This is a genomic window from Amnibacterium setariae (assembly GCF_003581425.1).
In the GTDB taxonomy this organism is placed as follows: domain Bacteria; phylum Actinomycetota; class Actinomycetes; order Actinomycetales; family Microbacteriaceae; genus Amnibacterium; species Amnibacterium setariae.
The window spans coordinates 1,213,934-1,237,620 of the sequence record NZ_QXTG01000001.1 but is presented as its reverse complement, the minus strand read 5'-3'; the positions used below and the strand labels follow the sequence as shown (position 1 = coordinate 1,237,620).

Below are 23,687 nucleotides of genomic sequence, written 5' to 3'. Positions count from 1 at the left end.
CTCGCGACGCTAGCACCGGGCGGCTCACCGGCCGCGCTCGGCGCGGGTTCCTATGATTCCCGCACCATGAACGCGCAGCCGGACGACGACGACGACCTGAAGACCCGGTGGACGAAGCAGGGCTTCGACCGCCTGCTGTCCGTCCATCGCCCGGTCGTGCTCGCGCACCTGAAGTCGATCCGCAAGCGGAACCCCTCGGCGTCGCCCGAGGAGGTGCTCCGCACCCTCGAGAAGCGGTACGTGACCGCGGTGACGACGGGCGGCGCCGCGACCGGCGCGGCCGCGGTGATCCCCGGGGTCGGCACGATCGCCTCCCTCGGCATCAGCGGCGCGGAGACGGTCGGCTTCCTCGAGGCGAGCGCGCTCTACGCGCAGTCCGTGGCGGAGGTCTACGGGGTGCCCACGACCGACCCCGAGCGCTCGAGCACGATGGTGATGGCGCTGATGCTCGGGCCCGCCGGCGCCAACCTCGTCCAGCAGTTCGCGGGCGAGGTCACCGGCACGGGGCAGCCGCGCAGCGCCTACTGGGGCGAGCTCGTCACGAAGCGGCTGCCGTCGACCGTGCTGCGCAGCCTGACCGACCGCGTCAAGCGCAGCTTCATCCGCCGCTTCGCGGCCCGGCAGGGCGCGAACATCGTGTTCCGGGCCGTGCCGTTCGGGATCGGCGCCGTCGTCGGCGGCGCCGGCAACCGGGTGGCCGGCCGCCGCGTGGTGAAGGCGACGCGGGACGCGTTCGGCCCGGCGCCCTCGACCTTCCCGGGCGAGATCGCCCTGCCGGACCCGTCGAAGGCGGTCAGCGGCTCCTAGAGCTGCAGCCAGCGGAACTGGAGAGGCGCGAGCGGCACGTCCGCCCACAGCTCCACGTCGGTGTCCGTCACCAGGTCGTGGCCGACGGCGGGCAGCGCCGCGAAGGCCTCGGAGGGCACGACGCGCTCCTCCTCGGACACGTTCGCGAGCACGAGCACCGTGCCGTCCGTGCCCGGCCGCTGGTAGCCGAGCACGTGCGGGTCGTGCGCGTGGAACGCGACGAGGGCGCCGCCCGCGAGCTCCGGCGTCTGCCGACGCACCTGGATCAGCCGGCGGAGGCCGCGGTGGATCGCACCCGCGTCGGAGTCCGGGTCGGTGCGCTGCGCGTATCGGTCGGCGGGGTAGGCCGGCCGGTGCACCCATCGGCTGTCGCCCGCGTGCTCCGGCACGGCCAGGTACCCGTAGTCGTTCAGCTGGCCGACCTCGTCGCCCAGGTGGAGCAGCGGCACCCCGCCGGTCGACAGCGCGATCGAGTGCGCGAGCAGCACCCGCTGCACGCCGAACGGGTCCCCCGCCTCGACGCCCGCGAGCGAGGCCGTCGTGCCGGACACCCGGGCGTCGCCGGTGCGCGGGTTCTCCTGGAACGGGACGCCGCGGGCGAACGAGCCGGGGAACCGGTCGATGTAGAAGTCGTTCAGGAACCGGCGGTGCCCGGCGCCGTCGATGCCGAGCTCGGCCGCGTCCTCGTCGGCGAAGGTCCAACCGATGTCGTCGTGGCTGCGCACGTAGTTCACCCAGGCCGTGCCGGGCGCGATCGCGTGGCGCCGCTCGAGCGCCAGCGCGAGCAGCCGCACGTCGCGGGTCGCGAGCGCCTCCCACGTCAGCGCCATCTGCAGCGGGTTGTAGGAGAGCCGGCACTCGTCCGGGTCGATGTACTCCACGACCTGGTCGGGGTGGACGATCGCCTCGGACTTGAACAGCACGGACGGGGCGGCGATCCGGCAGACCGCGTTGAAGGCCCGGAGCAGCAGGTGCGCCTCGGGCAGGTTCTCGCAGGAGGTGCCGAGCCGCTTCCAGATGAAGGCGACCGCGTCCATGCGCAGCACGTCGACGCCGACGTTCGCGAGGAAGAGCAGCTCCCCCGCCATCGCGGTGAAGACGGCCGGGTTCGCGTAGTTCAGGTCCCACTGGAAGTGGCGGAAGGTCGACCAGATCCACCGGCCGTCGGGCAGCTGCACGAACGAGCCCGGGTGGTCGTCGGGGAACACCTCCCGCGTCGTCGCCTCGAAGAGGTCGGGCATCGTGCGGTCCGGGAAGATCCGGTAGAAGTCCGCGTAGCGCGGGTCGCCCGCGACCGCGCCGACGGCCCACTCGTGCTCGTCGCTCGTGTGGTTGAACACGAAGTCGACGACGAGCGAGATCCCGGCCGCGCGGAGGTCGGCCGCGAGCGCCCGCAGCCGGTCCATGTCGCCGAGCGCCGGCGCCACCTCCCGGTAGCTGGAGACCGCGTAGCCGCCGTCGGAGTCGCCCTCGGGGGCCGCGAACAGCGGCATCAGGTGGAGGTAGGTCAGCCCGAGCTCGCGGAAGTACGGGATGCGGGCGCGCACGCCCTCGAGGTCGCCGGCGTACCGGTCGACGTAGCAGACGCCGCCGAGCATGCGGTTCGACAGGAACCAGCCCGGGTCGGCCTCGCGGGCCGCGTCGACCGCGCGGAGGTCCGCGGGCCGGTCGGCCGCGGCGCGGGCGACGACGACGAGCAGCGCCGCGAGCTGCTCGAGGCAGTCGCCCCGCTCGCCGTAGACCTCGGTGAAGTGCGCGAAGAGCCGGGGGAAGTGCCGGTCGAGCCGCGCGCGGAGGATGTCGTCGACGGCGACGCCCGACTCCGCCAGGCGCTGGTCGACGAAGCTCCGGGCGGCGACCGCCTGGTGCGCGAGCGAGAGCATCGCGACCTCCCCTTCGACTCCGAGCTCGAAGTCTAGGGATGGGCTCCCTGCGCGGTCAGGCGAGCCGCTGCGCGAGCAGCCCGATGCCGACGACCGCCAGGCCGATCACGACCCCGATGGCGACGAGCCGCCCCGAGCCCTCCCCCGCGAGCCGGAGCCGGCGGATGAACAGCACGAGGAGCGTCGCCGTGATGCCCACGGCGACGATCCCCCAGAGCGGCCCCACGGGCTACGGGGCCGGGGTGGCGCCGAGCGTGACGGACGCGGTGCGCTCCTGCCCGCCGCGGTAGTAGGTGAGCCGCACCTTCGAGCCCGCCGCGTACGCCCGGACCTGGCCGGCGAGGTCGGTGTAGCTCGTGACGGGCACGTCGCCGACGCGGGTGATCACGTCGTCCTTCTGGATCCCGGCCTTCGCGGCGGGACCGCCGGAGGTGACCGCGGTCACCTTGACGCCCGCGACGGTGCCCGCGGACGCCGTCTGGTTGGCGATCGACGAGACGCCGAGCTGGCCGTGGCTCGGGGTCTTGCCCGCGATGATGTCGTCCGCGATCCGCTTCGCGACGGTCGCCGGGATGGCGAAGCCGACGCCGATGCTGCCGGACTGCTGCCCGGAGCTCGACGAGCCGGTGCCGGCGATCGCGACGTTGACGCCGATGACGTCGCCCTGCGAGTCGAGCAGCGCGCCGCCCGAGTTGCCCGGGTTGATGGCGGCGTCGGTCTGCAGCACCGACAGGTAGATGTTGTTCGCCTGCGTCGGCGCGCTCTGCTGGCTCTCGTCGCCGAAGTCCCAGAAGTTGAAGGGGCTGCCGCCGCCCTGGCCGCCGTCGCCGCCGCTGTCCCCGCTGTCGCCGCTGCCGCTCTTCGGCACGACGGAGGACGCGACCGCGATGCTGCGGTTCAGCGCGCTGACGATGCCGGTCGTGACGGTGTTCGGCAGGTCCAGCGGCGCGCCGATCGCGACCACGGAGTCGCCGACGTTGACGTCGCCGGAGTCGGCGAACGCCGCGGGCCGGAGGTTCGTCGCGTCCGCGAGCTTGATGACGGCGAGGTCGTTCAGCGGGTCGGTGCCGACGATCTTCGCGGAGTAGATGTGGCCGTCCGCGGTGGTGACGGAGATGGTGCCGCCGGAGGTGTCGCCGTCGAGCGTCACCACGTGGTTGTTCGTGAGGACGTAGCCGTCCTTCGAGAGCACGATGCCGGAGCCGGTGCCGGACTCGTTCGGCGCGGTGACCGAGATCGTCACGACGGAGGGCGCGGCCTTCGCGGCGACCGCCGAGACGGCCGTCGCCGTCGACGGGTTGTTGATGACGATGCCGTTGCCGGAGCCGCTGCTCGTCTGCGTCACGGTCGTCCGCGGATTCACCGCGAGGGCGATGCCGGCGCCGATGCCGCCGCCGATCAGCGCCGCGACGACCGCCGCGGCGACGACCGGCACGAGGATGCCGCGGCGCTCGCTGCGCCGGAACGCCGAGCCGTCGCCCGCGGGCTCCGCCTGCTCGGGCGCCGCGACGGCCGCGTACGGCGCGGTCGCGCCCTCGTCGCGGAGGTGGCCGCCGTCGGTCTCGGGGATCTCGGGGCCGTCCTCGCCGGGACGCGGCGTCGTGTCGCTCATGGTGCTCCTTCCAAAGCCGTCCCAGGGTGCGTGCCGCTGCTGAGGGATTCTTATGAACCGGCAGAGGCGTTCCTACGACCGCGGGACCTCTAGGTTGGCGGGGGTGTGGAGGACGGGACCCTGGCGCCGGGCCGCTGCCGGAGCGGGACTGCTGACGGACGACGGGGTGCCGGGCACCACCATCTTCGCGGAGATGAGCGCGCTGGCGAACGCGACGGGCGCGATCAACCTCGGCCAGGGGTTCCCCGACACCGACGGACCGCGGGAGGTGCTCCTCGCCGCGCAGGAGGCGATCGCCGCAGGGCTGAACCAGTACCCGCCGGGCCGCGGCACCGCCGTGCTGCGGGAGGCGATCGCCCGGCACCAGCGCCGGTGGTACGGCCTCGAGGTCGATCCCGACACCGAGGTGCTCGTGACGGCCGGTGCGACCGAGGCCCTCGCCGCGGTGCTGCTCGCCTTCGTGGACGAGGGCGAGGAGGTCCTGACCCTCGAGCCCGCCTACGACGCGTACGGCGCGATCATCGCGCTGGCCGGCGGCGTGCACCGCACGGTGCCGGTCGACTGGCCGGCGTTCCGGCCGGACGCGGACCGCCTCCGGGACGCGATCACCGACCGCACCCGGGTGATCCTGCTGAACACGCCGCACAACCCGACGGGCGCGGTGCTCGACGAGGCGCTGCTGCGCGTCGTGGTCGAGGCGGCCGAGCGGCACGACGCGCTGATCGTGACCGACGAGGTCTACGAGCACCTCGTGCTCGACGGCGCCCGCCACGTGCCGGTCGCGACCCTCCCGGGCGCCCGGGACCGCACGATCACGATCTCCTCCGGCGGCAAGACCTTCAGCACGACGGGCTGGAAGATCGGCTGGCTCACGGGGCCGGCCGAGCTCGTCTCGTCGGCGCTGGCCGTCAAGCAGTTCCTCACGTACGTCAACGGCGCGCCCTTCCAGCCGGCGATCGCGGTCGGCCTGGATCTGCCCGACGCCGTCTTCGCCGGCATCGCGGCGGACCTGCAGGCGGGCCGCGACCTGCTCCTCGGCGGCCTGGAGGCCGCGGGCCTGCCGGTCTCCTCCCCCGCCGCCGGCTACTTCGTCATCGCCGACGGCGCCGCGCTCGGCTTCCCGGACGGCGCCGACCTGTGCCGGCGGCTGCCGGAGCTCGCGGGCGTCGTCGGCGTGCCGGTGTCCGCCTTCTGCCGGGGCGAGCAGGCCGAGCGGATGCGCTCCCTGGTCCGCTTCGCCTACTGCAAGTCCCCCGCGGTGCTGCAGGAGGCCTCTACGCGCCTGGCGACCCTCCGCCCCCGCTGACCGGCAGCGGCGCGGCCCGCTAGAGCGGCAGGACCGTGTACCGCCGCAGCCGCAGCGCCGGGTTGACCGCCCGCACCTCGCGCACGCGCTCGGGGTCGAGGTCGGCGATCGCGATCCCGCGCTCCTCCCCCAGCTCCGCGAGGACCGCGCCGGCCGGGTCGAGCACGAGGCTGGTGCCGACGCCCGCGGGCGGGATCTGCCCGGCGGCCGCGACGAAGGCGGTGTTCTCGATGGCCCGGGCGGCGAGCAGCGTGCGCCAGGCGTGCACCTTCCCCTCCCCGGGCACCCAGTCCGCGGGCACGAGCACGAGGTCGACCTCCGCGTCGGCGAGCACGCGCGTCACCTCGGGGAACCGCAGGTCGTAGCAGGTCTGCAGGCCGACCCGGAGGCCGTCGACGAGGAACGTCCGCGCCGGCTCGAGCGCGCCGGGCTCCACCCAGCGGCTCTCCTCGGCGCCGAAGGCGTCGTAGAGGTGCGTCTTCCGGTAGACGGCGACGACGCCGTCGCCCGACACGGCGACCGCGGCGTTCCGGAACCGCGCGTCGTCCCCGGTCTCGACGAGGCCGAAGACGACGACGGCGTCCGCCCGACCGGCCGCCTCCTGCAGCCCGGCGACGAACGGCCCGTCGAGCGGCTGCGCGTGCTCCACGAACCGGGGTCCCATCCGGGTCTCGAAGAAGGAGGCGTACTCCGGCAGCACGACGAGGCGCGCGCCGCGCTCCGCCGCGTCGGCGACGAGCACGGCCGCCTCCGCGAGGTTGGCCGCCGGGTCCGCGGTCGGGGCGAACTGCGCGACGGCGAGGCGGACCATGGCCACGATCGTAGGAGCGCTCGCGGTCGGCGTCCTGGAGCCCGGCGCTAGCGTGCGGGGCATGGACCTCGAGCTCACGGGCCGCGTCGCCCTCGTCGTCGGCGGCACCGGATTCATCGGCGGCGCGGTCGCCGACCGGCTCCGGCAGGAGGGCGCGACCGTCGTCGTCGCGTCGCGGCACCCGGAGGACGGCGCCGACGGCGTCGCACTCGACGGACGCGACGACGCGTCGGTGCAGCGCGCGGTCGCGGAGGTGCTCGAGCGGCACGGCCGGCTCGACGCCCTCGTCGTGACCGCGGCGCCGCCGGCGCACCTGCTCGACCGCAGCCGCGACGCGGACCCGGCGCAGGTCCTCGACGCCGTCGACGGCAAGGCGATGGTCTTCCTGCGCGCGGCGAACGCCGCGATCCCGGCGATGCGGGAGGCGGGCTTCGGCCGCATCGTCGTGATCAGCGGCCAGAACGCGTGGTTCTCGGGCAGCGTGACCGCCTCGGTGCGGAACGCGGTCGCGAACGTCGTCGCGAAGGACCTCGCGGACGGCCTCGCCGGCACCGGGGTGACGGTCAACGTCGTCAACCCGGGGCCGGTGAACGACGAGCCCGCCGCCGCCGTGCGGCCGGGTGCGGGCGGCGAGTCCTCGCCGCAGCAGATCGCCGACCTCGTCGCGTTCCTCGTCTCGCCCCGCACCGCGACGGTGTCCGGCGAGTCGATCGCGATCGGCCACCGCTTCCTCGGCGCGACCGGCCTGTAGCGGCGCCCGGGACCGGACGACCCCGGGAACGACGAAGGCCCCGGTCTCTCGACCGGGGCCTTCGTGCTTCGTTGCGGGGGCAGGATTTGAACCTACGACCTCTGGGTTATGAGCCCAGCGAGCTACCGAACTGCTCCACCCCGCGATGCGTGAAGAAGCCTATCAGACCTCGCGGGAGGTGTTCGCCGCTGCGGTCACCGGTCGGCGGCCACCGCTCGCTCGATCGCGTCCTGCAGCTGCTGGTCCGCCCGCGCCGCGGCCACGAGGTCGTTCTTCGCGTAGGCCTGCTCGCGCGCGGTGAGCGCCTTCTGCGCGTCCGCGAGCGCCCGCTGCACCTCCGGGTTGTCGGCGTTCGAGCCCGAGCCGGAACCGGTGGAGCCGCTGCCCGACCCGCTGCCGGAACCCGAGCCCGCGCCGGTCGACCCGGTGCCGGAGCCGGTGCCGGAGTCCGGGGTGTCGGCGCCCGAGTCGCCGCCGAAGAGCGAGTTCAGCGACTGGTCGAGCGTGTCCTCGAACGCGACCTTCGAGCCGAAGGAGGTGAGCACCTTCCGCAGCAGCGGGTACGACTGGCCGGTCGCCGACTTCACGTACACGGGCTCCACGTAGAGCAGGCCGCCGCCGACCGGGATGGTCAGCAGGTTGCCGGGCACGACGCTCGAGCCGCCGGTGCCGCCGATGTTCAGCAGGTTCAGCTGCGACTTGATCGTCGGGTCGGACTGGAACTGGTTCTGCACCTGCGTGGGACCGGACACGACCGTGTCGCGGGGCAGCACGAGCAGGCGCAGCTTCCCGTAGTCCTGGCGCTTCGTCCCCTTCTCGGCGCCGGCGTCCGCGTCGACCGCGAGGTAGCCGGTCAGCACGCCGCGGGACTCGCGCGTGTTCGAGCCCGGGATGTAGGTCGAGTACAGCGAGAACGTCGGGTCGTCCTGGCCCGGCAGCTGCATCGTCAGGTAGTACGGCGGCTGCTGGCTGCGGTCGTCCGTCGTGTCCGCGGTGCCCGCGGCCGCGGCGGGCGCCGACGGGTCCGGCGGCGTGCGCCACACGTCGTCCTTGCGGTACCAGGAGGTCGGGTCGGTCACGTGGTACTGCGTGAGGATCTGCCGCTGCACGCGGAACATGTCCTCCGGGTAGCGCACGTGGCTCATCAGCTGCGAGTCGATCTGCGACAGCGGCTTCACGGTGTTCGGGAAGACGCTGGTCCACGCCTTCAGCACCGGGTCCTGGTCGTCCCACGCGTACAGCGTCACCTTGCCGCTGTAGGCGTCGACCGTGGCCTTCACCGAGTTCCGGACGTAGTTGACGTCGTCCGTCGAGAAGTTGGCGCCCGCCGTGGTGCTCGAGTCGGAGAGCGCGTCGCTCAGGCTCTCGCTCGCCGAGTACGGGTAGCTGTCCGACGTGGTGTAGCCGTCGACGATCCACACGATCCGGCCGTTCACGACGGTCGGGTACGGGTCGTTGTCGAGCGTCAGGTACGGCGCGACCTTCTGCACGCGCGTGCGGGGGTCGCGGTCGTAGAGGATCTGCGAGTCCTGGTTGACGCCGTCGGTCGACAGCAGGATCTGGTCGGAGGAGAACTTCAGCGCGTAGACGAGGCGATTGAAGAGGTTGCCGACGCTCGGGCCGCCCTCCCCCGCACCGGTCGCCGCGTAGGTCGTGTTGCGCTGGTTGCCGTCCGCGTCGTTGCCGCTGACGTAGTCGAGCTCCACCGGCTTCGCGCCCTTCGGCGCGCCCACCACGGAGAACTGCGGGGAGCGCTCGCCGAAGTAGATGCCCGGCTGGGTGATGCCGAGCGAGCCCTTCGTCGGGATGTTCGACTCGAAGAACGACGGGGCGCCGTCGCTCGTGCGCTGGTTGCCGTAGGCGGCGACGAGGCCGTACCCGTGCGTGTAGACGAACGTGTTGTTGAACGCCGACGAGTTCGAGAGGCCCTGCTGGTTCAGCTCGCGGACCGCGACCACCGCGTCCTGCGTCTGGCCGTCGATCGTGTAGCGGTCGACGTCGAGGTAGGTCGGGAACGAGTAGTACTGCTTGAACTGCTGGAACTGCCCGAACGTCGGCGCGACCACGCGGGGGTCGATGATGCGGATGTTCGCGGTCGTCTGCGCGTCCGACCGCAGTGCGCCCTCCGTCGCGGAGGTGCTCGCGTTGTAGGGGATCTGCTCGAGCCCCTCGAGCCCGTACGCGTACTGCGTCGCCTTGATCGCGTCGCTGATGTACGGCCGCTCGAAGCCCTGCTCGTTCGGCTTCACCTGCAGGTTCCACATCGCCCACGGGAAGACGGAGCCGATGATGATCGACGTCACCACGAGCAGCCCGGTGCCGATGAGCGGCAGCCGCCAGCGGCCGATCACGGCGGTGACGACGAACAGCGCGGCGACGATCAGCGCGCAGACGGCGAGGATCAGCCGGCCCGGGATGACCGCGTTCGCGTCCGCGTAGGCGGCGCCGGTGAACAGCCCGCCGGTGCTCGTGTCGTAGAGCGTCGTGAACTGGTCGAGGTAGAGGCTGACCGCCTGCAGCACCAGGAAGACCGCGACCGTGATCGCGATCTGCACCCGGGCTGCGCGGGAGACGCGCACGTCGCGGCCGACGACGCGGATGCCGCCGTAGAGGTAGGCGGTCGCGAGCGCCGCGATGGTGCACACGACGAGCACCGCGGAGGCGAAGCCGACGATGCCGTGCAGCGCGGGCAGCGAGAACAGGTAGAAGCCCGCGTCGAGCCCGAAGACGGGGTCCTTCCGGCCGACCGTCGTGCCGTGCAGGAGCAGCAGGATCGGCTGCCAGCGCGCCGCGGCCGAGACGCCGGCGAACAGGCCGACGACCACGGGCGCGCCGATCATCACGACGCGGCGCAGCGGCTCGATGACCTGCTGGTAGCGGTCGAGCTGCGCGGTGAGCTTCGCGTAGACGGGCCGGAGGCGGTAGGCGAGCTGGATCGTCACGATCACGGGCACGGCCATCGCGAGGAACCCGACCACGAACAGGCCCGCGATCGTCAGCCACTCCGTGTACAGGACGCTCGAGTACCCGAGCTTCCCGAACCAGAGGGCGTCCGCGTAGAGCCCCGCGAAGAGGAAGAACCCGATGAGGAGGACCACCACAACGCCCAAGGTGATCGCGAGTGCCGCGCGTCGACGTCGTGCCGGCGCTGCTGTCTGCGTCGTCACCCGGGTGAGCCTACTTGGGCGGCGCAGGTCGGGAGCGCGCGAGCGGATCCCTGATCACGGACCTTTTCCAGCGTCTCAATGGCGCCGGAGAGGGTGGACACAGGAACCACATCGAGTCCGCTCGGGATGTGGCCCACGACCTCGCCGCAGTTCTCCTCCGGCGCGAGGAAGAGCGTGGCGCCCGCGGCGCGGGCCGCCGCCATCTTCTGCACGATGCCGCCGATCGCGCCGACCTCGCCGTCGCCGCAGATCGTGCCGGTGCCGGCGACGTGGCGGCCGCCGGTCAGCGACCCCGGCGTGAGCCTGTCGACGATGCCGAGCGCGAACATCATCCCGGCGGACGGGCCGCCGACGTCGTCGATGCGCAGGTCGACGGTGAACGGCGGGTCGATCTTCGCCGTGGTCGCGACCCCGAGCAGCGGCCGGGTGCCGCCCGAGCCATCCGGGACGCGCTTCGGCACGACCCGCACGCTGCGGGTGGCGCCGTCGCGGCGCACGACCACCGTCGCCGGCCGCGCGCCGTGCTCCAGCACCGCGTTCTGCAGCGAGCACGAGTCGGTGATGGCCTCGCCGTCGAAGGAGGTGACGACGTCGCCCTCCTCCAGGCGACCGGCCGCGGCGGAGCCGCGCTGCACGGTGCCGACCGTCACGGTCCCGCCGACGTCGTCGCCGAGCCGCGACAGCGCGGCCGCGATGGCGCTCTGCTGGGAGCCGGTCATCTGCGCCGCGCTCTCGCGGTCCGCCTGCTGCTGCGTCTCCCCGCGCGGGAACACGGCCTCGAGCGGGATGACCGCCTTCTGCGGGTCGATCCAGGCCTCGGCGAGGTCGAGCCACGACGGGCCGCCCTGCGCCGTGCCGAGCACCGACACGGTCAGCAGGTCGAGCCGGCCCGACGTCGGGTACGTCTTCTCGCCCTCGATCGTGATGAGCGGGGCGCGGTCCTTCCCGGCGCCGGCGCTGCCGAGGGTGTCGTAGACCGGGCCGGGCTGCTCGATCGCGTAGGGCGACGGGAGCAGCGCGACGACGAGCACGAGGAGCACCGCGGCACCGGCCACGACGGCCGTCGCGTTCGGGCGTCTGTGCGCGCGGAGCGAACGGGGCCGGTCGTCAGGCATGGGATCGCTTAGCGTAAACGCATGGCCGATGAGCCGGACGACGCCTCCGAGCCCGATCTCCAGGAGATGCTGCGCCGCATGATGGCGGGCGGCGGGGCGCCCGACACCGCAGCGCTCGCGAAGGCGATGGGCCTGCCCGGCGGCGCCGCGGGCCTCGAGCAGCTGATGGCGCAGCTGCGCCAGGCGATGCAGAACCCCGACGGCCGCGTCGACTGGTCGATCGCGACCGAGCAGGCGATCGCCGCCGCCGGCGCCGGCAGCCTCTCCGCCACGGATCAGCAGACCACCGAGGTGCAGCAGGCGTTCTCGGTCGCCGGGCTCTGGCTCGACGAGTCGACCGCGTTCGACACGCTGCCCGAGGCGCCCGCCACGATGACCCGCACGCAGTGGATCCGGGCGACGATGCCGTTCTGGATCCAGCTCGCGGAGCCCGTGGCCGGGCAGATCGCCGAGTCGCTGACCGCGGTCTTCACGGAGCAGATCCCGCCGGAGATCGCCGGCGAGCTCGCCGCGCGCGTGCCCGACGCCGGCCGGATGCTGCGGCAGGTGTGCGGCACGATCTTCGCCGCCCAGCTCGGCGCGGTCGTCGGCGGGCTCGCCGCGGAGGTCGTCTCCGGGGGCGACGTCGGCGTCCCGCTGCTGCCCGACGGCCGGGCGGCGCTGCTGCCGCAGAACCTCGACCGCTTCGGCGAGGGCCTCGACATCGACCGGCAGCAGATCGCGCTCTACCTCGCGGTGCGCGAGCTCGCCCACGCCCGCCTGTTCCGTCACGCCCGCTGGCTGCGGCTCGGCCTCACCTCGACGATCGCCGACTTCTCCCGCGACCTCGGCGTCGACCTCGACCAGGTGCAGCGGTTCGCGGAGGGCTTCGACCCGACGGACACGGAGCGCCTGAAGGAGGCGTTCTCGTCCGGCGAGCTGATCCCGCCGAAGACCCCGGCGCAGGAGGCCGCGCTGCAGCGGCTGGAGACCACGCTCGCGCTCGTCGAGGGCTGGGTCGACGTCGTCACCGCGGACGCCACGAGCCGGCTGCCGAAGTCCGGCGCCGTCGCGGAGACGGTCCGCCGGCGCCGCGCGACCGGCGGCCCTGGCGAGCAGGCGTTCGCGACGCTGGTCGGCCTCGAGCTGCGGCCGCGCCGGCTCCGCGAGGCCGCGGCGATGTGGCGCCGCGTCACCGAGGCGCTCGGCAGCGCCGGTCGCGACGCGCTCTGGTCGCACCCCGACCTGCTGCCGACGGCCGCCGACATCGACGACCCGGAGGCGCTGGTCGCCCGCCTCACCGCGCCGGAGCCGCCGAAGGACGACGTCGACCGCGAGATCGAGGAGCTGCTGCGCGGGGACGACCCGCCGCCGCCCGTCTGATCCGTCGCCCGGCCGGCCTGTGGAGAGCGGGCGACGCGGGCGACGGCGAGCCGCCATCCTCCCGGCGTGCTCCGCATCGACCCCGCCGCGCCGCCCCTGTGGCGCACGCCCGACAGCCTCCAGTTCGGCCACGACCCCGCGCTCGCGCGGCTCGACCCCGTGCCGCTCGGGGCGGAGGCCGTGCTCCACGCCCTGACCCTCGGCGTCGACCGGCGCGGGCTCGAGCGGCTCGCCCGAACGGCCGGCCTCGACGACCTCGACGGGCTGCTGGCCGGGATCGCCCCGGTGCTGGACCGGCGCGCGGCCGACCCGCCGCCGCTCGCGATCGCCGTCGAGGGCGCCCCGGACCTCGTCGCGGCGTTCGGGGACCAGCTCGGGCCGCGGCCCGCCGGGGCGCCCGACCTCGTCGTGCTGCTCGCGCACCACCTCGTCGCGCCCGCGGACACCGTCCGGCGCCTCGCCGAGGACCAGCCGCACCTGGCCGTGGTGTTCGACGACCAGGCCGCGGTGGTCGGGCCGCACGTCGTGCCCGGCCGGACCCCGTGCCTCCGCTGCGCCGAGGAGCACCGGCTCGAGGACCCGGCACGGCGGGCCGTCGCCGCGCAGCTGCTCCGCCGCGGTCCGGCCCGCACCGCGACCTCCCTCCGCACGCGGATCGGCGCGCTGGCGGTGCTCGCGGACGCGGTCGACGGGCTGCGGGAGGCCGGCGTCAGCGGCCTCGAGGGCGCGGCGGTCCGGGTCGCCCCCGACGGATCGGTCAGCCGCGAACGGCGGCCCTGGCACGCGGCGTGCTCGTGCCGGTGGGCAGCGGCGACGGCACCGACGGCCCCAGCTCCGTGAGGAACCGGGAGGGTCGGCGCTCGCCCGGCCGCGGCGCGGCGGAGCGGGCCCAGGACAGCCGGAGCCGGTCGCGTGCGCGCGTCACGCCCACGTAGAGCAGCCGGCGCTCCTCCTCCACCTCCGCCGGCGTGGTCGCGTACGCGATCGGCAGCAGCCCCTCCGAGCAGCCGACGAGGAACACGACGGGCCACTCGAGGCCCTTCGCCGCGTGCAGCGTCAGCACCGAGACCGCGCCGACCGGGGGCTCGTGCTGCGCGGCCGCCCGCTCGGCGAGGTCGGCGACGAACGCCGGCAGCGTCGTGCCCGGCGGGGCCTGCTCCGCGAGGGTGCCGAGCGCGTCGAGCAGCTCCCACTGCGTGCGCTGCTCCCCCGGCCCCTGCGGTGCGTGGTGCGTGTGCCCGAGCTGCCGCAGGGCGTCGCTGACCGACTTCACGAGCGGCTCCTCGAGGCGCGCCAGCACGGCCGCCCGCAGCAGCTCGATCGCCTTCCGCACGACCGGCTGCTCGAAGTAGCGCCGCGCCTTCCCCGTGGTGACCGGCACGCCCGCGGCCGCGAACGCCTGCTCGAGCAGCGCCGCCTGCGCGTTGATCCGGACCAGGACCGCGATGTCCGCGGGGGCCGTGCCCGACGCGATCTGCGCGGCGACGGCCTGGGCGACCCCGGCCGCCTCGTCCGCGTCGTCGGCGAAGTCGCGCAGGCTGATCGCCGGCTCGCGCGGATCCGCCGGGCGCCGTACGGCCGTGAGCGTCAGCGCGCCGCGGCGGCCCGTCATCAACGCGTTGGCGGCGCGGACGACGCCGTCGACGGACCGGTAGTTGTGCTCGAGCCGCACGACGGCGGCGCCCGGTCGCTCGCCGAACCGCAGCAGGTACTCGTTCTGCGCGCCGGCGAAGGAGTAGATCGTCTGGCTCGCGTCGCCGACGACGCAGACGTCGGTGTGGTCGCCGAGCCACGCCTCGAGCAGGCCCTGCTGCGCCGGCGACACGTCCTGGTACTCGTCGACCGTGAAGAACCGGTACTGCTCGCGGATCTCGGTCGCCACCTCGGGCTCGGACTCGATCATCCCGGTCGTCGCGAGCAGCACGTCCTCGAAGTCGATCAGCCGCTGCTCGTCCTTCAGCGTCTCGTAGCGCTCCTGCAGCTCGATCATCGCGTCGACGTCGAGGCCGTCCGGGAGCGCCCGGTCCGCCGCGACGACCGCGTACCGGTCGAAGCCCATCGCGGACGTCTTCCGGAACTCGATCTCGGCGGCCGCGTCCTTCAGGCCGGCGGGGCCGAGCCGCAGCCGCAGACCCTCCGCGGCGCGCGCGACGAGTCGGGCCTTGCCGTCGAGGATCGAGGGCGCCGGCGAGTTCATGAGCAGGGGCCAGAAGTGGTTCAGCTGCGCGAGCGCCGCCGAGTGGAACGTGCGCGCCGCGATCCCGGGCGCCCCCAGCGCCGCGAGCCGCGCCCGCAGCTCCGCGGCCGCCCGCGTCGTGAACGTCAGCGCCATGACGCGCTTCGGCGGGAACACCCCCGTCGCGACCCCGTAGGCGATCCGGTGGGTGATCGTGCGGGTCTTGCCCGTGCCCGCGCCGGCGAGCACGCACACCGAGCCCGTCAGCGCCTCCGCCGCGGCCCGCTGCTGGTCGTCGAGCGCGTCGAGCAGGGCCTCCGCCTCGCTCACCAGTCGCCCTCCAGGCGACCCCCGTACCAGTGCTCGATGATCGCGCGGGCGATCGAGGTCCGCCCCGGCAGCAGCAGCGTCGACCCCGCGGCCTCCGCGAGCTCCTCCCGCGACCACCACCGGGCCTCGCGGATCTCCTCGCCGTCCGGCTCGAGCGCCACCTCGCCGTCCTCGACCGTCCGGGCGAGGAAGCCGACCATCACGCTCGCGGGGAACGGCCACGGCTGCGACCCGAGGTACTCGCACGCGCCGACGCGGACGCGGACCTCCTCCAGCACCTCGCGGCGGACGGCGGACTCGAACGACTCCCCCGGCTCGACGAAGCCGGCGAGCACGGACACCCGGCGCTCGGGCCAGGCGGCGTTCCGCGCGAGCAGGAGGCGGTCGCGGCCGTCCACGACGCCCATGATCACCGCGGCGTCGGTGCGCGGGAAGACGTGCTGCCCGCTCGACTCGCGGTCGAAGCCGGCGGGGTACCGCACCCAGCCGCCGCGGCCGGGGACGGTCGGCTCGCCGGTGCGCGGGGAGAAGGCGGAGACCCGGTGCCAGTTCGCGAGGCCGAGCAGCTCGGCGAAGAGCCCGGCGTCGCGGGCGGACAGCGTCGCGCCGTCCAGGCGCAGGTCGGCCCACTCCCCCTGCAGCGGCGCCTCGTCGTACACGGCGCCGAGCACGACCGTGCCGGCGGGCGGGTCGCCCTCCTCGGTCGTCCGGCCGAGGTAGAGCAGCAGCTCGGGCCGCGGCAGCGCGTCGGTCGGCAGCAGCGCGAGCGCGCCGTCGGTCGCCCGGAAGGCCTTCCCGTTCGTGAGCACCGCGACGCGGGTGGCCGGGTCCGCCCACGCCTCGTCGAGCGCGCCGGGACGGTCGCGGTTCAGGGCGTCCCGGTCGAGCGTGCTGCGCGACAGCGGCAGCGAGTCGCTGAATCCCTCGGGCACGACGCGGCTCCCCTCCCCGGCGCGGACACGCCGATCGCGCCGGAGCCCGGCACGGCCCCCCGACCTAGCCTGGTCGGCATGCCCAGGCACCGCTTCACCCTAGCCGCGCTGGCGACGCTGGCCGTCCCCGGCCTGGACGTCGCGGTGACGCGGACGTTCACGGGCGGCGGCGACGGGCAGCACGACGCCGCGCTGCTCACGGACCGCGACGGCGAGCACCTCGTGGTCCGCGGGCCGGTCGACGCGCAGGCCGCCGCGCGGCTCGAGGCGGAGGTCGCCGTGCTCGGCGTCCTCACGCCCGGGGTCCGCGCCCGGCTGCCCTTCGCGGTCCCGAGCGGTGTCGGCGTGCTCCCCGCGCCGCGCGCGGTCGTCACCACCTACCTGCCGGGCGTGCGCCTGCACCCCGCGTCCGTCGGGGCGGACAGCGCCCTGGCCGGCTCGATCGGCCGGGCCGTCGCCGCGGTGCACGAGCTGCCGACCGGCGTCGTCGCGGACGCGGGCCTGCCCGTCGCGACCGCCGGGGACGCCGTCCGGGCCGTCGAGGACCTGATCCGCCGGGTCGACTCGACCGGCGAGGTCCCGCACGAGCTCGTGAACCGGTGGACGGAGGCGACCGCCGACACGACCCTGTGGGGCTTCCAGCCCTGCGTCGTCCACGGCGGCCTCGCGGCGGAGAGCATCCTCGTCTCGCCGGCGGAGGACCCCGACCGCCGCGTGGTGGGCGTGCTCGGCTGGGCCGGCCTGCAGGTCGGCGACCCGGCGCGCGACCTCGCCTGGGTGCTCGGCCTGCCCGTCCCCGGCGCCGCGGGCACGGTGCTCGACACGTACACCGCCGTCCGCGGCCGGGGCGCCGACCCGGCGATCGCCCGGCGCGCGCTGCTGCACGCCGAGCTCGAGATCGCCCGCTGGCTGCTGCACGGCGTCGAGCGCGACGACGCCCGCATCGTCGACGACGCGGTGCAGATGCTCGAGGCGCTGCTGGCGTCGCTGCTCGAGGGCACGGCCGGGACCCTCGTCGGCGAGCGGCTCCCGACGCTGACGGTCACCGAGGTCGAGCGGATGCTCGACGCCCGCCGTCAGCGGGCGGCCACCCTTCGAGGACCTCAGGACACCGCCCTTCGAGGACCTCAGGACACCGCCGCGTCGCGGGCCCCGCTCGCCGCCCAGGCGGCCCGGAGGTCCGCGGCCGAGTAGACCCGCTGCGGGCGCACGACCCGGTCGTGCGCCACGTAGTAGAAGGCCGCGTCGATCCGGTCCGGGTCGATGCCCTCCCGCGTCGCGTAGGCGAACCGGTAGAGCGCGAGCTGCAGCTGCTTCAGCTCCGCGTCCTCCGGCGTCGTCGGGGGCCGCCCCGTCTTCCAGTCCACGATCTCGATCCGGTCGCCGCGCCGGTAGACGGCGTCGATCTTGCAGACGAGGATCCGGCCCTCGAACGGCACCTGGATCTCGGTCTCGACCTCGAGCGGCTCGAGCCCGCCCCACTCGCTCGCGGCGAAGGTGCGCTGCAGCTCCTCGAGACCCGGCACGTCGTCGTCCTGCTCGATCGGCTCGTCCCGCTCCGACCGGCCGGCGTCGATCAGCTCCGCCGTCCCGGGGCGCCCGGCACGGCGCTCGACCCATGCGTGGAACACCGTGCCCAGCCGGGTCGCGCGGTACGGCCGCTCGGGCATCGGGCGGCGCACCGCGTCGACGACGGCGTCGAGGTCGTCGACGAAGTCCTTGAAGCGCGAGGCGGGGATGCGGTCGGGCAGCACGGTCGTGCCGCCGGCGGCCCGGCGCGCCCGCTCGGCGAGCAGCACGTCGACCGACCGCGCCCAGCGGCCGCCGTTGCCCGTCGCCGCCGTGACCGCGTCCGCCGCGGCCTGGACCGCCTCCCGGCGGCCGGCGAGCGGGTCGCTCGGCCACAGCAGCACCTCGGGCGGCGCGCCCTCCGGCCGCTCCTCGAAGGCGGAGGCGGCGGGCGGCGGCGGGACGACGCCCGCCTCCACGACGTCGAGGAGGAACGGCGAGGCGGAGCGCGCGCTCCGCTGGCCGCCCCAGAAGGATCCGGAGAGCAGCAGCCGGTGCCGCGCGCGCGTGACGGCGACGTACGCGAGGCGGCGCTCCTCCGCCAGGAGCATCGCCTTCACCTCGTCCTTGAACCCCCGCAGCGCGGCCTTCAGCGCCTTGCGGTCCTCGAGCCCGCGCCAGTCGAGGTCCGGCAGCTCCGCCGCGTCGCCGCGGAAGGCGTAGGGCAGCACGCCGGGCGACAGCCAGCCCTTGCTGCTCTGGGGCTTCGAGGGGAGCTCGTCGACGACGAGCCGCGGCACGGCGACGAGGTCCCACTCGAGCCCCTTCGAGCCGTGCACGGTCAGCACCTGCACGGTGCCGGCCTCGGGCGGCTCGCTGCGGGGCGACAGGTCCTCCTTCTGCTCGGCGGTCTGCAGCCAGCCGAGGAAGCCGCCGAGCGTCGCACCGTCCGCGACGGCGAGGTAGCCGGCGAGCGCCTCGTCGAACGCCTCGAGCGGGGCCGCGCCGAGCCGGCGCTCGTTCGCGGCGACCTCGATGTCGAGCCCGAGGGTCTCCACGACGAGCCGCACGAAGCCGGGCAGGTCACCGCCGGACCGCGCCCGGAGGCCGGCGAACAGGGCGCCCGCGTCGCGCAGCCGGTCGAGGCCGGCCTCGCTGAAGCCGGCGATCGCGCGGTGCGACCGTCGGCGGGCGAGGAAGTCGAGCGCGTCGACGATCGACGCGCTCTCCCCCTCCGCGAGGGAGCGGTCGAACGCCGCCGCGACCGAGGGGTCGAGCCGGCGCTCCGTCGGGTCGTGCTGCTCGAGCCAGCGCGCGAGGTGCTGCAGCGCGGCGAGGTCCGCCGGCCCGATGCGCCACCGGCCGCCCGCGAGCAGCCGCACGAGCTCCGGACCGGCCTGGGCGTCGTGCACCACGCGGAGCGCCGAGACGAGGTCCATCACCTCGGGCTCGAGCAGCAGGCCGCCGACGCCGAGCACGTGGTATGGCACGCCGGCGCGCCGGAAGGCCGCGAGGAACTCGGGCAGGGTGCGACGGGCGCGGACGAGCAGGGCCGCGGACGGCGGGCGGGCCGCCTCGTCCAGCGCGGTCCGGAACCAGGCCGCGACCGCGTCCGCCTCCTCCGCGAGCGTCTCCGGGAACACGGCGTCGACCTCGTGCTCGGACGCGGTCGGCGACGGGTCGAGCCGCCCGACCGGCACGCGGGCCGCGGCCGACAGCGGCGCCGCGATCGCGTTGGCCGCCGCGAGGATCCGCGTCCCGTTCCGCCAGCTCGTGCTGAGAGCGTGGACGGGCACCTCGGCGCCGGCGCCGAAGTCGCGCGCGAAGTCGTCGAGGTTCGCGGCGGAGGCGCCGCGCCAGCCGTAGATGGACTGGTGCGGGTCGCCGACCGCCATCACGGCGCCGCCGGCGAACAGGCGGGACAGCAGCCGGGTCTGGACGACCGAGGTGTCCTGGTACTCGTCGAGCAGCACCACCCGGTGCCGCGCGCGGATCGCCTGCACGACGTCGGGGGCCGCCGCGGTGATGTCGAGCGCGAGCGACACCTGGTCGCTGTACTGGACGGCGCCGATCGCGCGCTTGGCCGCGCGGTAGGCCTCCGCGAGCCGCAGCAGCACCGGGAGGGTGCGCGCCGGCACGAGCGCCTCGTCCACGTCGCCCTGGTAGGCGCTGCGCCCGCCGTACGGCAGCGCCTCGACCGCGGCGCGGTACTCGTCCGCCATCGCCGCCACCCCGGCCGGGTCCGCGGCGTGCTCGCCGAGGCCGTTCGCGAGGTCGAGCACGAGCTGCGTGATCCGGTCCACCCCGAGGTCGAGCTCCCCGAGCCCGGGGTCCGTCGACTCGACGACCGTCCGGCGCGCGAGCTGCCACGCGGAGGCCTCCCCGAGGACCACGCCGTCGGCGTCGCGCCCGATGCGGACGGCGTGGTCCCGGTAGAGGCCGTTCGCGAACGCGTTGTAGGTGGAGACGACCGGCGGGTCGAAGGGGTCGTAGCCGTCGGCGAGCCCGGCCGCGGCCAGCATGCGGAGGCGGTCGCGGACGCGCTCCGCGAGCTCCGACGCCGCCTTGCGGGTGAACGTGAGGCCGAGGATCTCGGACGCCTGCACCCGCCGGTTGGCGAGGAGCCACAGCACCCGCATCGCCATGGTCTCGGTCTTGCCGCTGCCGGCACCGGCGACGACCAGGGCGGGGCCGAGCGGCGCCTCGATGATCGCGCGCTGCTGCGGCGTGGGCGGCGGCTTCCGCAGGCGGTCGGCGATCTCGAGCGCGGAGACCGGTGCGAGCACGACCGGTCCGCCGACGACGGCCTCAGCCACCGCACACCTCCGGGACGCGCAGCAGCATGGGCCGGAAGGGGCTCGCGCCGAAGCGGACCACGGGCTCGATCGGCCCGGGGAACGCGGCCGCGGCCATGCCCTCGGCCGCGGCGGTCAGCCGCTCGCGGAAGGCGCCCGCGGCGTCGTCGTCCAGCACGGGCTGGGCGAGGAGCGCGTAGGGCTCCTTCCCCTTCTGCCGCACGTAGAGCAGCGCGGCGCCGGCGCTCGGCGCCGCCGGGTCGACGCCCGGCACGACGCCGGCGCGCACGGCGAGCTGGTAGACGCCCAGCTGGGCGTGCCGAGCGGTCTCGGGGCCCGTCGGGCGGGTCGACCCCGTCTTCAGGTCGACCACGCGGATCCGGCCGTCGCCGTCCCGCTCCACCCGGTCGATCGTCCCGGTGGCGAGCGCGCGGCCCACGGGGAACTCGAAGCGCGTCTCGCCGCCGAGCAGCGTCGCGCCCTCCGCCCCGACGTCGCGCAGGTAGCGGGCGATCGAGCCGATCATCCGGTCGGCGAGCCGGCGCTCCCGGTCCGCGATCCAGTCCGCCTCGAAGTCGAGCTCCCGCCAGCGGCCCTCGAGCGCCGCGAGCAGCATCGCCTCGTCCGGCGCCGTCGCGGTCTCCATGACCCAGTGCAGCATCGTGCCCACCGCGCCGGCGAGCAGCGGCTCGCCGCCGGCCACCCGCTCGAGGAACCAGTCGAGCGGCGACTCCTCGAACCGCTCGAGCTTCGACGGGGAGACCCGCACCGGCTGCTCGGGGTCGGCCACGAGCGGCTCGTCGCAGCTGGCGGGGGCGAGCCCCCACCAGGCCGTCGGCGCCGCGCCGGGCACCTCGGCCCGCGCGAGCCGGGCGAGGGCGGCGGCCGCCTCGGACCGCTCGGCGTCGTCCCCGACGACGGCGGAGCGGCGCAGCAGGCCGACCAGCGGCCGCAGCGCGTTCGGGGCGGTCGCCGCGGCGTCCGGCGCCGGGCCGTCGGCGAGCCCGAACAGCACGCTGGGCGCCTCGTCGTCGTTCGCGACCGCGGCGAGCACGAGGACGTCGGTCGCGCGGGAGGCCGCGAGGGCGAAGAGCCGCAGCTCGTCCGACAGCACCGCCTTGCGCTCGTCGACGGGCGACGCGGGGACCGCCCGCCCGTCCAGCTCGGCGACGAGCTCGCCGAGGCCGAGCAGGGAGCCGCGCGGCCGGAGGTTCGGCCACACGCCGTCCTGCAGCCCGGCGAGCACGACCGTGTCGTACTCCTGCCCGGCGACGCCGACCGGGGTGGTGACGAGCACGCCGTCCCGGAGGCCGCGCGGCGCGAGCGAGTCGTCCGCGACGTCGGCCTCGAGCCGCCCGGCGACGAAGCCCGCGGCCGGGTCGGTCGGGCCGCGCTCGGCCGCGCGCGCGGCCGCCGCGAAGAGGGCGACGAGGTCGTCGAGGTCGCGGTTCGCCTCGGCGGCGACGAGTCCGGCGCCGAGCGCCCGCTCCCGCCAGACCGGCGCGAGGCCGCTCGAGTCCCAGACCGCCCAGAGCAGCTCCTCGGCGGAGGCGCCCGTCGCGTCGAGGTCGCGGACGGCCTGCAGGGTCGTCGCGAGCCGGGACGCGCGGCGCACCGCGGGGACGTCGATGGTGGCGAGCCGGCCCGGCTCGGCGAGCGCCTCGACGAGCAGCTCGCCGCTGCTCCTGGCCCCGCCGCCGCCCAGCTCCTCCACCCGCAGCGCGAGGCGCAGGCGGCGCAGCGCCAGCCGGTCGAGCCCGCAGAAGGGCCCGGTGAGCAGGCCCTCCGCGGTCGCGGGCGTGAGCGGCAGCAGCCCGAGCGCGACGGCGACGACCTGGACGAGGGCCCGCGGCGCCCGCTCCCCCGCGTCCGCCGCGGCGCCGGCGGTGACGGCGGGCACGCCCGCGATCTCGAGCGCCCGCGCGAGCGGCTCGACGAGCGCGTTCGAGCGCACGACGACCGCCTGCCGGGCGAACGGCACGTCGTGCTCCAGGTGCCGGTCCCGCAGCAGGTGGGCGATCCGGGCGGCGAGCGCGCCCGGCCCGTCCGCCTCGATCGCGAGCACGGGCGCGCCGCCCGGCCGCGCCGTCGCGGTGCGCTGCGGGCCGCCGAGCGCCGTGCCGATCCGCTCCGTGACGCCGGAGACGAAGCGCCGGATCGACCCGGGGTGCCGGTGCACGGTCCGGAGCAGGAACCGGGCGGGCGCCTCGATGCCGAGGCGCTGCTCGAAGCGGCCGAGCAGGTCGGGCTCCCCGCCGCGGAAGGTGTCGGCGGCGACGTCCGGGTCGCCGAGCGCGACGACGGCGCAGCCCCGCGACGCGAGGGCGGCGAGCAGGCCGACGGCGGACTCGCCGAGGTCCTGCATGTCGTCGACGACGACCAGGCGGAGCCGCCCGGCGAGCTCGCCGGGCCGGTCGCGGAGCACCGCGGCGGTCGCGAGCGCGACGAGCTCCGCCGAGTCGAAGGCGTCGGGCGCGACGGCGGGCAGCACCTCGAGGTACTCCCGCCAGAACGCGGCGGCTGCGACCCACTCCGGGCGCCCCCGCTGCTCGCCGAGCGCGGCGAGCTCCGTCCAGTCGACGTCGCGCTCGGTGCACCGCGCGAACAGCTCGCGCAGCTCGCCGCGGAACACGCGGGTCTCGCGCACCTCCGCCCCGAGCCGCTCGGGCCAGGCGACCTCGCCCTCCGCGAGCAGCTGGCCGATCACGCGGTCCTGCTCGCCGCCGGAGAGCAGGACCGGAGCCTCCCGGCCGTCCTCCACGGCCTCGCGGCGCGCGATGTCGAAGGCGAGGGAGGCCGCCGTGCGGGCGAGCGGCGCCGAGACGGGTCGGCCCACCTCGAGCAGCAGCCGGTCGCGCAGCCGCGACGCCTGGGTGCGGCGCGGGGCGAGCAGCAGCACCTCCTCGGGCGCGAGCCGCCCGCTGCGGACCCGGTCCGCGACGAGCGCGACCGCGGTCGTCGTCCTGCCGGTGCCCGGGGCGCCGAGCACGACGGCGGAGGCGCCGTCGGGCAGGTCGAGCACCGCCCGCTGGTCGGGGTCGAGGGGCGGGAGGCCGGGCACGGCGGACACGGTAGGAGGAGGGACCGACACCGGTGGGGCGCCCCTCCGCGCTCCCCGCACGGGCCTGTCC

Annotated in this window: 16 protein-coding genes and 1 tRNA gene; 6 read left to right on the top strand and 11 right to left on the bottom strand. The window is 75.4% G+C overall.

Going from position 1 to position 23,687, the window contains the following annotated elements:
* The first annotated feature begins 66 nt into the window (after window positions 1-66).
* Window positions 67-807 carry a hypothetical protein gene (locus tag D1781_RS06200; RefSeq protein WP_119481329.1) on the top strand — a complete coding sequence of 247 codons (741 nt, stop codon included), beginning with the start codon at window positions 67-69 and terminating at the stop codon, window positions 805-807.
* Here the strand turns inward: D1781_RS06200 and D1781_RS06195 are convergent.
* Genes D1781_RS06195 through D1781_RS06190 form a run of 3 tightly spaced genes read right to left on the bottom strand, consistent with a single transcriptional unit; the run spans window position 804 to window position 4,302 of the window.
* Window positions 804-2,690: an amylosucrase gene (locus D1781_RS06195; RefSeq protein ID WP_119481328.1), complete on the bottom strand. Its 1,887-nt coding sequence runs from the start codon at window positions 2,688-2,690 to the stop codon at window positions 804-806. The two genes, D1781_RS06200 and D1781_RS06195, sit on opposite strands and share 4 nt — an antisense overlap.
* 55 nt (window positions 2,691-2,745) lie before the next feature.
* Window positions 2,746-2,889, bottom strand: coding sequence for a hypothetical protein (locus tag D1781_RS17465; RefSeq protein WP_158590020.1), 144 nt, complete (start codon window positions 2,887-2,889; stop codon window positions 2,746-2,748).
* Between the two features lie 30 nt (window positions 2,890-2,919).
* Window positions 2,920-4,302, bottom strand: a complete 1,383-nt coding sequence (locus tag D1781_RS06190; protein ID WP_119481327.1) for a S1C family serine protease — start codon at window positions 4,300-4,302, stop codon at window positions 2,920-2,922.
* A gap of 52 nt (window positions 4,303-4,354) precedes the next feature.
* Here D1781_RS06190 and D1781_RS06185 point away from each other — a divergent pair, with 52 nt between their 5' ends.
* On the top strand, window positions 4,355-5,608 hold the full coding sequence (locus tag D1781_RS06185; RefSeq protein WP_407641658.1) for an aminotransferase class I/II-fold pyridoxal phosphate-dependent enzyme: 1,254 nt from the start codon (window positions 4,355-4,357) through the stop codon (window positions 5,606-5,608).
* A 19-nt stretch (window positions 5,609-5,627) separates the two neighbouring features.
* Here the strand turns inward: D1781_RS06185 and D1781_RS06180 are convergent, their stop codons facing one another.
* On the bottom strand, window positions 5,628-6,419 hold the full coding sequence (locus D1781_RS06180) for a carbon-nitrogen hydrolase family protein (protein WP_119481325.1): 792 nt from the start codon (window positions 6,417-6,419) through the stop codon (window positions 5,628-5,630).
* Between the two features lie 61 nt (window positions 6,420-6,480).
* Here D1781_RS06180 and D1781_RS06175 point away from each other — a divergent pair, with 61 nt between their 5' ends.
* Window positions 6,481-7,170, top strand: a complete 690-nt coding sequence (locus D1781_RS06175) for an SDR family NAD(P)-dependent oxidoreductase (protein WP_119481776.1) — start codon at window positions 6,481-6,483, stop codon at window positions 7,168-7,170.
* A gap of 71 nt (window positions 7,171-7,241) precedes the next feature.
* On the opposite strand, the gene D1781_RS06170 is transcribed toward D1781_RS06175, so the two are convergent.
* The 3 genes from D1781_RS06170 to D1781_RS06160 all read right to left on the bottom strand — a co-directional run bounded on the left by D1781_RS06170 (window position 7,242) and on the right by D1781_RS06160 (window position 11,452).
* Window positions 7,242-7,315, bottom strand: a tRNA-Met gene (locus tag D1781_RS06170).
* A 49-nt stretch (window positions 7,316-7,364) separates the two neighbouring features.
* Window positions 7,365-10,337 (bottom strand): UPF0182 family membrane protein, encoded by a 2,973-nt coding sequence (locus D1781_RS06165; protein ID WP_119481324.1) that lies wholly within the window; start codon window positions 10,335-10,337, stop codon window positions 7,365-7,367.
* A complete protein-coding gene (locus D1781_RS06160; protein WP_147392044.1) occupies window positions 10,334-11,452 on the bottom strand; it encodes a YlbL family protein in 1,119 nt (372 codons plus the stop codon). The genes D1781_RS06165 and D1781_RS06160 overlap by 4 nt, the downstream gene beginning before the upstream one ends.
* 21 nt (window positions 11,453-11,473) lie before the next feature.
* Here D1781_RS06160 and D1781_RS06155 point away from each other — a divergent pair, with 21 nt between their 5' ends.
* Both D1781_RS06155 and D1781_RS06150 read left to right on the top strand, forming a co-directional pair.
* The gene (locus D1781_RS06155) at window positions 11,474-12,814 is read left to right on the top strand and encodes a zinc-dependent metalloprotease (protein ID WP_119481322.1); all 1,341 of its coding nucleotides are present in this window, start codon (window positions 11,474-11,476) and stop codon (window positions 12,812-12,814) included.
* A gap of 66 nt (window positions 12,815-12,880) precedes the next feature.
* Window positions 12,881-13,654: a hypothetical protein gene (locus D1781_RS06150; RefSeq protein ID WP_119481321.1), complete on the top strand. Its 774-nt coding sequence runs from the start codon at window positions 12,881-12,883 to the stop codon at window positions 13,652-13,654.
* Here D1781_RS06150 and D1781_RS06145 read toward each other — a convergent pair.
* Window positions 13,572-15,323 (bottom strand): ATP-dependent helicase, encoded by a 1,752-nt coding sequence (locus D1781_RS06145; protein ID WP_119481775.1) that lies wholly within the window; start codon window positions 15,321-15,323, stop codon window positions 13,572-13,574. The two genes, D1781_RS06150 and D1781_RS06145, sit on opposite strands and share 83 nt — an antisense overlap.
* Window positions 15,317-16,252 (bottom strand): NAD(+) diphosphatase, encoded by a 936-nt coding sequence (gene nudC / locus D1781_RS06140; protein WP_119481320.1) that lies wholly within the window; start codon window positions 16,250-16,252, stop codon window positions 15,317-15,319. Before nudC ends, D1781_RS06145 begins: the two co-directional genes overlap by 7 nt.
* Window positions 16,253-16,330: 78 nt before the next feature.
* Between nudC and D1781_RS06135 the strand changes: the two genes are divergently transcribed.
* Entirely contained in the window at window positions 16,331-17,446 is a 1,116-nt protein-coding gene (locus tag D1781_RS06135; protein WP_119481319.1) for a phosphotransferase, read from the top strand.
* On the opposite strand, the gene D1781_RS06130 is transcribed toward D1781_RS06135, so the two are convergent.
* Complete coding sequence (locus D1781_RS06130) at window positions 17,380-20,577, bottom strand: ATP-dependent DNA helicase (protein WP_233551040.1); 3,198 nt, start codon at window positions 20,575-20,577, stop codon at window positions 17,380-17,382. The two genes, D1781_RS06135 and D1781_RS06130, sit on opposite strands and share 67 nt — an antisense overlap.
* Window positions 20,570-23,617 (bottom strand): ATP-dependent DNA helicase, encoded by a 3,048-nt coding sequence (locus D1781_RS06125; protein WP_158590019.1) that lies wholly within the window; start codon window positions 23,615-23,617, stop codon window positions 20,570-20,572. The genes D1781_RS06130 and D1781_RS06125 overlap by 8 nt, the downstream gene beginning before the upstream one ends.
* Window positions 23,618-23,687: the final 70 nt, after the last annotated feature.